This window comes from Streptomyces sp. NPDC044571 (assembly GCF_040647115.1).
Taxonomy (GTDB): Bacteria; Actinomycetota; Actinomycetes; order Streptomycetales; family Streptomycetaceae; genus Streptomyces.
In genome coordinates, this window is sequence record NZ_JBEZBN010000010.1 from 1 (window position 1) to 11,984 (window position 11,984).

Sequence of the window (11,984 nt, forward strand, 5' to 3'; positions counted from 1 at the left end):
GCGCCCCCCCCCCCACCCCGCCCCGCGCCCCCCCCCCCCCCCCCCCCCGCCCCCCCCTTCCGCGCACGGTGGACGGCATCGAGGAGTGGATGGGGTCCCTGCTGGCCGGCTGAGGGCGCGCGGACCACCGACGCCGCCGCGGCCGCCGGCTCACGGTGGCCGCGGGCCGTGGCCCGCTCAGCCCGGGCCGCTGCTAGCGGCGGCCTGACCAGTCGTCGTTCCAGTTATTCCAGCCGTCGCCACCGCGACCGTCGTTCCAGTGGTTCGAGCCGTCGCCGCCGCGGCCGTCGTTCCAGTGGTTCCAGCCGTCGCCGCCGCGGCCGTCGTTCCAGTTGCCGTTCCAGAAATCGTTGCCGTGGCGCCAGTCGGCGTTGTTCCAGTGGCCGTCGCCGCCGCGGTCGCCGCGCCACGCGTCCACGTCGTCCCAGCACCAGCTGGGACGGTGGTCGTTCCACCAGCGCGAGTGCTCGCAGCAGTCGCGCCACCAGTTGCTCCCCCGCCAGTCGTCGGAGCACCGGTTGTTGTTCTGCGGGGCGCTCTGCGGGGCGGAAGAGGCGAAAGCCGAGCCGACAGGCATCAGGGCGAGCGTTGCACCTGCGGCGCCTGCAACAGCTGCCGCAATGATCCTACGGCGCATGATCATGCACCTCCGAGGATGATGGCAAGGTAACAAAAGGGGCATTTCCACACTCCACCTCCCCCCGCCGCCTGTCAAAGGCGGTCACGGGGACCGTCGGACACCCCTAGTCCAGGACGGCAATACCGTCCAGTTCGACCAGCGCCGGCTCGTCCCAGAGGCGGACCACGCCCACGACCGCCATGGCGGGGTAGTCGCGGCCCGCCAATCGGCGCCAGATCCGGCCCAGTTCCCGGGCATGGGTGCGGTACGCGTCCACGTCGACCGCGTAGACCGTCACCCGCGCCAGATCCGCCGGGAAGCCGCCGGACGCGGCCAGGGCCGTCAGCAGGTTGGACAGGGCGCGCTCGAACTGCTCCGGCAGGGTGTCCCCGACCACCTTGCCCGAGGCGTCGAGCGCGGTCTGGCCCGCCAGCAGGACCAGGCGCGAGCCGCTCGCGGCGACCGCGTGGGAGAACCCGGTCGGCGGGGAGAGCTCCGCCGGGTTGACGCGTTCCAGACTCACCGGTACAGCTCCTTCGCGATGATCGCGCGCTGGACCTCGCTCGCCCCCTCGTAGATCCGCGGGGCCCTCACTTCGCGGTAGAGGTGCTCCAGCAGGTGGCCGCGCTGGAGTGCCACGGCGCCGTGCAGCTGGACCGCGTGGTCCACCACGTACTGGGCCGTCTCCGTCGCGAGCAGTTTCGCCATCGCCGAGCGGCGCGGGACGTCCGGGGCTCCGGCGTCGTAGGCGCCGGCCGCCGCGTAGACCAGCAGCCGGGCCGCCTCGGTCCGGGTGGCCATCTCGGCCACCCGGTGCCCCACCGCCTGGAGGTCGCCCAGGACCCCGCCGAAGGCGGGCCGCACCGCCGTGTACGCCAGCGTGGCGTCGAGCGCGGCCCGGGCCATGCCCACGGCGAAGGCGCCCACGCTCGGGCGGAACAGGTTCAGGGTGTCCATGGCGACGCGGAAGCCGCCGCCGACCTCGCCGAGCAGGTCCTCCGGGCGGACCGGGACCCCGTCGAAGGACAACCGGCCGATCGGATGCGGGGAGAGCATGTCCAGGGGCTCGCCCGACAGGCCCGGACGGTCGGCGGGGACCAGGAACGCGCTGACCCCCTTGGCGCCCGCGGCCTCCCCGGTACGGGCGAAAACGGTGTAGAAGTCGGCCTCGGGGGCGTTGGAGATCCAGCACTTCTCGCCGCTGAGCCGCCAGCCCCCGCCGCGGCCGGCTTCCGGCACCGCCGACAGCGCCAGCGCCGCCGCGTCCGAACCGGCCCCCGGCTCGCTCAGCGCGAAGGCCGCCACCGCGCGACCCGTCCGCACCCGCGCCAGCCAGCGCTCGCGCTGCTGCTCCGTGCCCGCCCGCAGCACCGGGTAGGCGCCCAGCCCCTGGAGGGCGAGCGCCGTCTCCGCCTCCGTACAGCCGTAGGCGAGGGATTCGCGCAGCAGACACAGCTCCAGGGCCCCGGCGTTGAAGACCCGCTCCAGCAGGCCGAGCTCGCCCAGCGCGGCGAGCAGCGGCCGGTTGACCCGGCCCGGCCGGCCCCGGTCGGCGAGGGGCCGCAGCCGCTCGGCCGACAGGGCGCGCAGGTGCGCGCACCACTTCTCTTGTTCCGCTCCGAGCGCGAATCCGGTCATCCGAATGTCCCCGCTTCTATCGCGTCCTGTTGACTGCCGTCACCATCACGATACGCTCGTGGGTGCTGCCGTACGGCCGGCTCCACCCACTTCGGTCCCCCGCAGCCGGGGACCGCTGCCGTTGCGAGGGGGCGACCCGCCTTGGAGCTCAAGCCTTCCGCCCACGCCGACACCTTTGCCCGCGACCACCTGCCGCCGCCGCACGCCTGGCCGCAGCTCCTCTTCGAGCTCCCCGAGCTGGCCTATCCGGACCGGCTCAACTGCGGGGCGGAGCTGCTCGACGCCACCATCGACCGCTTCGGAGCGGACCGCCCGGCCTTCCGCAGCGGTGCGGGCGAGGTGTGGTCGTACGGGGAGCTGCGCGAGCGGGTCGACCGGCTCGCGCACGCGCTCACCGCCGACCTCGGCGTGGTCCCCGGCAACCGGGTGCTGCTGCGCGGCCCCACCGGCCCCTGGCTCGCGGCCTGCTGGCTGGCGGTGATGAAGGCGGGCGCGGTGGCCGTCAGCGTGCTGGCCCGGCAGCGGGCGCACGAACTGGCCACGGTGTGCCGGATGGCCCGGGTCGGGCACGCGCTGTGCCATACGGGCGCCCTCGACGACCTGGTCAAGGCCGAGGTGCCGGGTCTGCGGATCACCCCCTACGGCGGGCCGGGGCCGGACGACCTCTTGCGGCTGGCCGAACGGCACCTCCGGCCCTTCCCGGCCGTGCAGACCTCCGCCGACGACGTGGCGCTGATCGCCTTCACCTCGGGCACCACCGGCCGCCCCAAGGGCTGCATGCACTTCCACCGCGACCTGCTGTCGGTCGCCGACACCTTCAGCCGCGGCGTGCTGCGCCCCCGCCCCGACGACGTCTTCGCGGGCAGCCCGCCGCTCGGTTTCACCTTCGGCCTGGGCGGGCTGGTCGTCTTCCCGCTGCGCGCGGGCGCGTGCACGGTGCTGCTGGAGCAGGCGGGCCCGCGGCAGCTGCTGCCCGCACTGGGCGAGCACCGGGTCACGGTGCTGTTCACCGCGCCGACCGCGTACCGGGCGATGCTGGACGACCTCGGGCCGTACGACGTGGGCGCGTACGACCTGTCGGCCCTGCGCCGCTGCGTCTCGGCGGGCGAGAACCTCCCGGAGGCCACCTGGCAGGCCTGGTACGCGCGCACCGGACTGCGGATCATCAACGGCATCGGGGCGACCGAGCTGCTGCACATCTTCATCTCCGCCGCCGACGAGGACATCCGCCCCGGCACCACCGGCCGGGTGGTCCCCGGCTGGCAGGCCCGGGTGGTGGACGAGCGGGGCCGCCCCGTCCCCGACAACCAGCCGGGCCTGCTCGCCGTGCGCGGGCCGGTGGGCTGCCGGTACCTGGCCGATCCGCGGCAGGCGGAGTACGTACGGGACGGCTGGAACCTGACCGGGGACACCTACGTGCGGGACCCGGAGGGCTACTTCCGGTACGTCTCCCGGGCGGACGACATGATCGTCTCGGCGGGTTACAACATCGCGGGCCCCGAGGTCGAGGAAGCCCTGCTGCGCCACCCCGACGTGGCGGAGGCCGCGGTGGTGGGCCGCCCGGACGAGCGACGCGGGCAGATCGTCGTGGCCTACGCGGTCCCGCGGGCCGGCGCCACCCTGACGGAGGAGGCCATGCGCGCCTTCATGCGCGCGGAACTCGCCCCGCACAAATGCCCGCGGGCCTTCGTCTTCCTGCCCTCGCTCCCCCGGACGGCCACGGGGAAGCTACAGCGCTTCCGGCTGCGCGATCTACAGTGAACCCGTGGCAGAGCTGCACACCCCGCGATCACTGATCGTCACGTTCTACGGAGCCTACGGGCGCGCCTTCGACGGGCCGGTGCCGGTGGCCGCCCTGGTGCGCCTGCTGGGCGCGGCCGGCGTGGACGCCCCGTCGGTCCGGTCCTCGGTGTCCCGGCTGAAGCGGCGCGGCTTCCTGCTGCCCGCTCACGCCCGGGACGGCTCGGCGGCGTACGAGCTCTCCGCGGAGGCCCGGCAACTGCTGGACGACGGCGACCGGCGGATCTACGGGCCGGCGCAGCCCTCCGGGGAGTGGCTGCTCGCGGTGTTCTCCGTCCCGGAGCAGGAACGGCACAAGCGGCACCTGCTGCGCTCCCGCCTCGCCAAGCTCGGCTTCGGCGCGGTGGCGCCGGGCGTGTGGGTCGCCCCGGCCCACCTGGACGAGGAGACCGGCCACACGCTGGCCCGGCTGCACCTGACGCCGTACGTGGAGCTGTTCCGGGGCGCCCACCTGGGCTTCGCCGCCACCGCCGAGGCAGTGGCCCGCTGGTGGGACCTGGCCTCCCTGGCCAAGCAGCACGAGGAGTTCCTCGACCAGCACGAGCCGGTGCTGCGCGGCCTCCAGACCGGGCCCGCCCCCAGCCCGGAAGAGGCCTACCGCGCCTACCTCCTCGCCCTGGACAGCTGGCGCCGCCTCCCCTACGCCGACCCGGGGCTGCCGCGCGCCCTGCTGCCCGCGGACTGGCCGGGCGACCGCGCGGCGGCGGTCTTCACCGAACTGCACACCCGCCTGCACGACCTGGGCGCGGGCTTCGTGGAGCCGTAGCGGGCCGGCCGCCCTCATCCCCGGCGGTCTTTCCGGCGGGGGCCGCCGGGCGGGTCGTGCCGGGGCCGCCGACGGCGGCTCCCCCGGAAAAACCTGGTGCACGAGGGAACGGCCCGGCGCCACCATGAGCCATGACGTGGACCTTCACTCCTGATCTGGCGGCGTACCTGGATACAGCGGGCCCCGCCGTGGCCGCGGAGCCGGTCGTCAACACGGTGCTCCTGACCGTGGCGGACGCGCTCACCCGGCGCGGCCCGCACGCCTTCGGCCCGGACGCGCCCTTCTTCGGCTGGTGGACCGGCGGCGACGGCGCCGTCGCCGGAGGGCTCCTGTGCACCCCGCCGCACCCGATGTTCGTCGGCACGCTGCCCCCGCAGGCGGTACGGGAGCTGGGAGCCGCCCTCGCCGACGAGCCGCTGCTGGCCTCCGTCGGCGGCTTCAACGCCCGCCGCCCCGACGCCGAGGCCCTGGCGCGGGCCTGGGGGAAGCCGACCGAGATCGCCGAGGAGACCCGGCTGTACCGGCTCGCGGGCCTGGTGGCACCCGACCCGGCCCCGGCCGGCCGGCCCCGGCCCGCCGCCGAGCGCGACCTCCCGCTGCTCCTGGAGTGGGTCGATGCCTTCAAGCGGGAGGCCGGGGTGCCCGGCGCCGCCTCCGAGGCCGGCCTGCGCGACCGCCTCTCGTACGGCGGCATGCTGCTCTGGGAGGACGCCGGTAAGCCGGTCTCGCTGGCCGGGTTCACCCGCCCGATCGGCTCGGCCGCGCGCATCGGCCCCGTCTACACCCCGCCCGCGGCCCGCGGCCGCGGGTACGCCGCCGGGGTCACGCACGCGGTGAGCGAAGCGGCGTACGCCGCCGGCGCCGAGGAGGTGCTCCTCTTCACCGACCTGGCCAACCCGACCAGCAACGGCATCTACCTGCGCCTCGGCTACACCCCCGTCGAGGACCGCGCCGAGGTGGTCGCCGTCTGAGCGCCCCGCTTCAGCCGCGGCCCGTCGGGGGTTTGCGGCTGCCTGCCCGGTAGGGGGCGGGCCAGGGGGCGGCCGGACCCTCGTAGGACTGGTCGGCGGCCGCGTGCAGGGTCCAGTGCGGGTCGTACAGGTGGGGGCGGCCGACCGCGCACAGGTCGGCGCGGCCCGCCAGCAGCAGCGAGTTCACGTCGTCCCAGGAGGAGATGGCGCCGACCGCGATGACGGGGACGCCGAGCGCGTTGCGGATCCGGTCCGCGTACGGGGTCTGGTACGAGCGGCCGTACTCCGGCTTCTCGTCGGCGACGACCTGGCCGGTGGAGACGTCGATGGCGTCGGCGCCGTGGGCCGCGAAGGCAGCGGCGATGTCCACCGCGTCCTGCGGTGTGGTGCCGCCCGGCGCCCAGTCGGCCGCCGACAGGCGGACCGTCATCGGCCGGTCCTCGGGCCAGACGGCGCGTACGGCGTCGAAGACCTCCAGCGGGAAGCGGAGCCGGTTCTCCAGGTCCCCTCCGTACGCGTCGGTGCGGTGGTTGGTCAGCGGGGACAGGAACCCGGACAGCAGGTAGCCGTGCGCGCAGTGCAGTTCCAGCAGGTCGAAGCCGCAGTCCGCGGCCCGGGCGGCGGCCGCCGCGAAATCTGAGCGGACCTGCGCCAGGTCGGCCTCCGTCAGCGCGCGCGGGACGGCCGAGACGCCGGGCCGGTACGGCAGCGCGGAGGCCGCCACCACCGGCCAGTTGCCCTTGGGGAGGGGGTCGTCCATGCCCTCCCACATCAGGCGGGTCGAGCCCTTGCGGCCCGCATGGCCGAGCTGGACGCCGAGCGCCGTGCCGGGGGCGCTGGTGTGCACGAAGTCCGCGATGCGCGTCCAGGCGGCGGCCTGCTCCGCCGTGTACAGGCCGGTGCAGCCGGGGGTGATGCGGCCCTGCGCGGACACGCAGACCATCTCGGTCATCACCAGCCCGGCCCCGCCGAGGGCCCGCGCGCCCAGGTGCACCAGGTGGAAGTCGCCCGGGGTGCCGTTCCCGTCGCGCGCCGAGTACATGTCCATCGGGGAGACCACCACCCGGTTGCGCAGGGTCAGCCCGCGCAGCCGGAAGGGGGTGAACATCGGCGGGGTGTGCCGGTCCGGGCAGCCGAAGTCCCGTTCGACGGCCCGGGTGAACCGCTCGTCGCGCAGCCGCAGGTTGTCGTGGGTGACCCGGCGGCTGCGGGTGAGCAGGTTGAAGGCGAACTGCCGGGCCGGCTGGCCGAGGTAGCCGGCGATCTCCTCGAACCAGCGCATGCTGGCGGCGGCCGCCCGCTGGGTGGAGGCCACCGCCGGCCGTCGGGCGGCCTCGTAGGCGGCCAGGGCCGCGGGGATGTCCGGGGCCCCGCGGGCCGCTGCGGCGGCGGCCGTCTCGGCGCCGACCGCCTCGGCGAGCGCGAGGGCGTCCTCCACCGCCAGTTTGGTGCCGGAGCCGATGGAGAAGTGCGCGGTGTGCGCCGCGTCGCCGAGCAGGGCGGTGTTGCCGTGGGACCACCGCTCGTTGACGACCGTGCGGAACTGCGTCCACGCGGAGCGGTTCCCGTGCAGGGGGCGCCCCCGCAGGGCCTCGCTGAAGATCTTGGCGCAGCGGGCAGCGGATTCGGCCTCGTCGCACAGGTCGAGGCCGGCGGCCCGCCACACCTCCTCGCGCATCTCCACGATCACGGTCGAGGCGTCCGCCGAGTAGGGGTAGGCATGCAGCTGCATGACGCCGTGCTCGGTCTCCGCGATCTCGAAGCGGAACGCCTCGAAGGGGAAGTCGGCGGCCAGCCAGATGTACCGGCAGCGGCCGCCGGTCACGGTGGGCCGGAAGTGGGCGGCCCCGTCTTCCCGGGTGGCGCTGTGCACCCCGTCCGCGGCCACCACCAGGTCGTACGTGGCCGCCAGGGCCTGCGCGGGCGGCGCCGGGGTGCGGAAGTGGAGGACGACCCCGAGGCCGGCGCAGCGCTCGTGCAGGATCTCCAGCAGCCGACGGCGCCCGAGCGCGGCGAAGCCGTGGCCGCCGGAGGTCAGCATCCGGCCGCGGTGCACGATGTCGATGTCCTCCCAGCGCACGAACTCGGCGCTGAGCGCGGCGTACACCTCGGTGTCCGCGCGTTCGATGCCGCCCAGGGTCTCGTCGGAGAGCACCACGCCGAAGCCGAAGGTGTCCTCGGGCTCGCCCCGCTCCCAGACCTCCACCGTGTGGCCCTGCCGGGCCAGCAGCGCGGCGGCGTACAGTCCCCCGGGCCCCCCGCCGATCACCGCGACCCTCACCATGGGCTACCTGCCCTTCCACTCCGGGGGCCGCTTCGCGGTGAACGCCGCGTGGAACTCCGCGTAGTCCTGGCCGTTCATCAGCAGGGCCTGGGTGTTGGCGTCCAGCTCGACCGAGGCGGCGAGCGGCATGTCGAGTTCGGCGGTCAGCAGCGCCTTGGTCTGCGCGTACGCGAGGGCGGGCCCGGCGGCCAGGTGCGCGGCCAGTTCGGCGGCCCGTACGTCGGCCTTGCCCTCCTCGGTGAGCTCGCTGAGCAGGCCGATCCGCTCGGCCTCGGGGGCGCGTACGGGTTCGCCGAGCATCAGGAGCCGGGTGGCATGGCCGAGGCCGACGACCCGGGGCAGCAGGTAGGCGGCGCCCATGTCCCCGCCGGAGAGCCCGACGCGGGTGAAGAGGAAGGCGAAGCGGGCGCTGGGGTCCGCGATGCGGAAGTCGGCGGCCAGGGCGAGGACGGCACCGGCACCGGCCGCGACCCCGTGGACGGCGGCGATCACCGGGAAGGGGCACTCGCGCACGGCGCGCACGACCTGTCCGGTCATCCGGTTGAAGTCGAGGAGCTGGGCGGTGTCCATGGCGAGGGTGGCGCCGATGATCTCGTCGACGTCCCCGCCGGAGCAGAAGCCGCGCCCCTCGCCGCCGAGGACGAGGGCGCGCACGGAGCGTTCCCGGGAGAGTTCGGCGAGCAGATCGCGCAGGTCGGCGTAGGCGCCGAAGGTGAGCGCGTTCAGCTTCTCGGGGCGGTCGAGGGTGACGGTGGCCACGCCGTCCTGCCGGGTCACCCGCAGGTGGCGCCACCGTTCGGTCGCTGGTGTGGAACCGATGAAGGGGCTCACACGCTCGACGGTATCACTGGATAGTGACTACCGTCACAGAAACGCGACACAGGAGGCGGCGACGCCACCCGTCCGGCCCCGCCCGCATGACTATGCGGCCGAGGGCGCGGCGTCGGCGAGCGTGGCGACGAGGACGGCCTTGATGGTGTGCAGCCGGTTCTCGGCCTCGTCGAAGACCACGGAGTGCGCGGACTCGAACACCTCGTCCGTCACCTCCAGCGAGTCCAGGCCGTGCCGCTCGTGGATCTCGCGGCCGACGGCGGTGCCCAGGTCGTGGAAGGCCGGCAGGCAGTGCAGGAACTTCACGTCCGGGTTGCCGGTGGCGCGCAGGACGTCCATCGTGACCGCGTACGGGGCCAGGGCCGCGATCCGCTCGTCCCAGACCTCCTTGGGCTCGCCCATGGAGACCCACACGTCGGTGGCGACGAAGTCGGCCTGCGCCACCCCTTCGGCGACCTCTTCGGTGAGCGTGATGCGGGCCCCGCTCGCGGCGGCGAGCCGGCGGGCCTCGGCCACCACGGGCTCGGCCGGCCAGTAGGTCCGGGGCGCCACGATCCGGACGTCCATGCCGAGCAGGGCGCCGGTCACCAGGTAGGAGTTGCCCATGTTGAAGCGGGCGTCGCCGAGGTAGGCGAAGGCGATCCGGTCCAGCGGCTTGGCGCAGTGCTCGGTCATGGTGAGCACGTCCGCCAGCATCTGGGTGGGGTGCCAGTCGTCGGTGAGGCCGTTGAAGACGGGCACGCCGGAGTGCTCGGCGAGCGCCTCGACGGCCTCCTGGCTGTCCCCGCGGTATTCGATCCCGTCGAACATCCGGCCCAGCACGCGGGCGGTGTCCTTGACCGACTCCTTGTGGCCCATCTGGGAGCCGGACGGGTCGAGATAGGTGGTGTGCGCCCCCTGGTCCGCGGCGGCGACCTCGAAGGCGCAGCGCGTGCGGGTGGAGGTCTTCTCGAAGATCAGCGCGATGTTCCTGCCCTGGAGGCGCCGCTGCTCGGTCCCGGCCTTCTTGGCCGCCTTGAGCTCGGCGGCGAGCTCGACCAGGCCGCGGAACTCGGCGGCGGTGAAGTCGAGCTCCTTGAGGAAACTGCGGCCGGCGAGGGCGGGGGCCATGGGGACACTCCAGGGTCGTACTGACAGGCGATAATGGAACTCTATACGATCCCCTGTATTGATATACAGCCGCCCCCGGCCGGCCGCCTCAGACGGCGTCCCGCTCCACCGGGCAGCTCATGCACCGCGGCCCTCCCCGGCCCCGGCCGAGCTCGCTGCCCGGGATCTCGATCACCTCGATGCCCTGCTTGCGCAGGTGGGTGTTGGTGGTGACGTTCCGCTCGTACGCCACCACCACCCCCGGCTCCACGGCCAGCACGTTGCAGCCGTCGTCCCACTGCTCCCGCTCCGCCGCGTGCACGTCCTGGGTGGCGGTCAGCACGCGGATGGCGTCCAGCCCGAGGGCGGCGGCGATGGCCCGGTGCATGTGCTCGGGCGCATGGTCGGTCACCTTGAGCTCCTGCGTCCCGGAGCCCGGCTCGATCGTGTAGGAGCGCAGCATGCCCAGTCCCGCGTACTGAGTGAACGTATCTGCGTCGACCATGGTCATCACGGTGTCCAGGTGCATGAACGCACGGCGCTTGGGCATGTCGAGCGCCACGATGCTGGTGGCCGACCCGGCCGCGAACAGGCCGCGCGCCAGCATCTCCACCGCCTGCGGCGTGGTCCGCTCGCTCATGCCGATGAGCACCGCGCCGTTGCCGAGGACGAGCACGTCGCCGCCCTCGATGGTCGAGGGGTAGTCCGCCTGGCCCTGGGACCAGTAGTGGAAGGCCCCCGAGGTGGTGAAGAGGGGGTGGTGCTTGTAGATCGCCTCGAAGTGCACCGTCTCGCGCTGCCGGGCCGGCCAGCGCATGGCGTTGATGGACACCCCGTCGTAGATCCATGCGGAGGTGTCGCGGGTGAAAAGGTGGTTGGGCAGCGGCCCGAGCAGGAAGTCGTCCAGTTCCATCGCGTGGAAGCGGACCGACACCGGCTCGGCGTGCCGCTCCAGGTACTCGCGCTTGGTCATCCCGCCGACCAGCGCCTCGGCCAGGTCGGCCGAGGGCAGTCCGTCGAAGACGGCGCGCAGGTGATCGGTGGCGAGCGGCCCGTACTCCTTCTCGTGGAACACCCGGCCCAGGACGAGGTGCCTCGCCTCCGGGATGTCCAGGGCCTCGCACAGCAGATCACCGAAGAGGTGGACCTCCACCCCCCGGTCGCGGAGCACGTCCGCGAAGCCGTCGTGCTCCTGGCGGGCCCGGCGCACCCACAGCACGTCGTCGAAGAGCAGTGCGTCCTTGTTGCTCGGTGTGAGCCGCTTCAGCTCCAGGTCGGGCCGGTGGAGGATGACGCGGCGAAGCCGCCCGGTCTCGGAATCGACATGGAATCCCATGGCGTACACGTTCGCAGACCGGACGGCTTTTTGATGCGGCGTTGGCTCAGGAGCCCCTGCGGACCCCCGCGCCGCCGCCGTCCCGGGCGCCTCAGCGCAGGCCGAGGAGCGCCGCGGGGGTGCCGATGAGCTCCGGGACGGTCAGGCCGAGCTTCGGGGCGGTGAGGTCCGGGATCCCGAAGTTGGAGCCGTTCGGCATCGTCAGCGGGGCTCCCAGGACGGCGCCCGGGGTCCGGGTGACCAGGTGGGTCGCCGGGGCCTCCAGCGAGCCCTCGCCGTCCGTGCTCGGTTCGCCGAGCAGGTTCGGCACCGGCGAGGTGACCAGGGTCCGGCCGAGCTCGGTGTCGATGGGCACCACCGGGAGGAGAGGGCTGGGGAGCAGGTCCCCGGTGTGGAGGCGGGGAGCCTCTGGGGCGCCGACGACCGGTACCGGGACCGCGGTGGCCACGCGCGGAGTGTCCACGCCCAGCGTGGTCTTCACGGCGTCCAGGGGGACACCCACCGGCACCGAGTCGGCCACGGCCGGGGTGGCAGCGCCGGCCGCGGCCATACAGGTCATGAGCGCCGCAATGCTTCCGCGCGCGGTCATCTTCATAGGTGACGTTCCGTCCTTCCAGGGTCGCGGACATTCCGCTCCCTGGATGAACGAT

General features: G+C 73.8%; 11 protein-coding genes. 3 read left to right on the forward strand and 8 right to left on the reverse strand.

What is annotated here, in order from left to right; translation table 11 throughout:
- Positions 1-193 precede the first annotated feature (193 nt).
- From AB0B01_RS07570 to AB0B01_RS07580, 3 genes are all read right to left on the reverse strand, one after another.
- Positions 194-577 (reverse strand): hypothetical protein, encoded by a 384-nt coding sequence (locus tag AB0B01_RS07570; RefSeq protein WP_361713909.1) that lies wholly within the window; start codon positions 575-577, stop codon positions 194-196.
- 166 nt (positions 578-743) lie between these two features.
- Positions 744-1,142, reverse strand: a complete 399-nt coding sequence (locus tag AB0B01_RS07575; RefSeq protein ID WP_361713911.1) for a RidA family protein — start codon at positions 1,140-1,142, stop codon at positions 744-746.
- Positions 1,139-2,257, reverse strand: a complete 1,119-nt coding sequence (locus AB0B01_RS07580) for an acyl-CoA dehydrogenase family protein (RefSeq protein ID WP_361713913.1) — start codon at positions 2,255-2,257, stop codon at positions 1,139-1,141. The genes AB0B01_RS07575 and AB0B01_RS07580 overlap by 4 nt, the downstream gene beginning before the upstream one ends.
- Positions 2,258-2,398: 141 nt before the next feature.
- Here AB0B01_RS07580 and AB0B01_RS07585 point away from each other — a divergent pair, with 141 nt between their 5' ends.
- The 3 genes from AB0B01_RS07585 (at position 2,399) to AB0B01_RS07595 (ending at position 5,794) form a co-directional block, all read left to right on the forward strand.
- The gene (locus AB0B01_RS07585) at positions 2,399-4,018 is read left to right on the forward strand and encodes an AMP-binding protein (RefSeq protein WP_361713915.1); all 1,620 of its coding nucleotides are present in this window, start codon (positions 2,399-2,401) and stop codon (positions 4,016-4,018) included.
- Positions 4,019-4,022: 4 nt separating this feature from the next.
- Positions 4,023-4,823, forward strand: coding sequence for a PaaX family transcriptional regulator C-terminal domain-containing protein (locus tag AB0B01_RS07590; protein ID WP_361713917.1), 801 nt, complete (start codon positions 4,023-4,025; stop codon positions 4,821-4,823).
- Positions 4,824-4,954: 131 nt separating this feature from the next.
- Positions 4,955-5,794 (forward strand): GNAT family N-acetyltransferase, encoded by an 840-nt coding sequence (locus AB0B01_RS07595; RefSeq protein WP_361713919.1) that lies wholly within the window; start codon positions 4,955-4,957, stop codon positions 5,792-5,794.
- 10 nt (positions 5,795-5,804) lie between these two features.
- Here AB0B01_RS07595 and AB0B01_RS07600 read toward each other — a convergent pair whose 3' ends face one another.
- The 5 genes from AB0B01_RS07600 to AB0B01_RS07620 all read right to left on the reverse strand — a co-directional run bounded on the left by AB0B01_RS07600 (position 5,805) and on the right by AB0B01_RS07620 (position 11,923).
- On the reverse strand, positions 5,805-8,078 hold the full coding sequence (locus AB0B01_RS07600; protein ID WP_361713920.1) for a bifunctional salicylyl-CoA 5-hydroxylase/oxidoreductase: 2,274 nt from the start codon (positions 8,076-8,078) through the stop codon (positions 5,805-5,807).
- A 3-nt stretch (positions 8,079-8,081) separates the two neighbouring features.
- The gene (locus tag AB0B01_RS07605) at positions 8,082-8,909 is read right to left on the reverse strand and encodes an enoyl-CoA hydratase family protein (RefSeq protein WP_361713922.1); all 828 of its coding nucleotides are present in this window, start codon (positions 8,907-8,909) and stop codon (positions 8,082-8,084) included.
- A 90-nt stretch (positions 8,910-8,999) separates the two neighbouring features.
- Positions 9,000-10,019 carry an ornithine carbamoyltransferase gene (gene argF / locus AB0B01_RS07610; protein ID WP_361713924.1) on the reverse strand — a complete coding sequence of 340 codons (1,020 nt, stop codon included), beginning with the start codon at positions 10,017-10,019 and terminating at the stop codon, positions 9,000-9,002.
- 88 nt (positions 10,020-10,107) lie between these two features.
- Positions 10,108-11,334, reverse strand: a complete 1,227-nt coding sequence (locus AB0B01_RS07615) for an arginine deiminase (RefSeq protein ID WP_361713926.1) — start codon at positions 11,332-11,334, stop codon at positions 10,108-10,110.
- Positions 11,335-11,425: 91 nt separating this feature from the next.
- Positions 11,426-11,923, reverse strand: coding sequence for a hypothetical protein (locus AB0B01_RS07620; RefSeq protein WP_361713928.1), 498 nt, complete (start codon positions 11,921-11,923; stop codon positions 11,426-11,428).
- Positions 11,924-11,984: the final 61 nt, after the last annotated feature.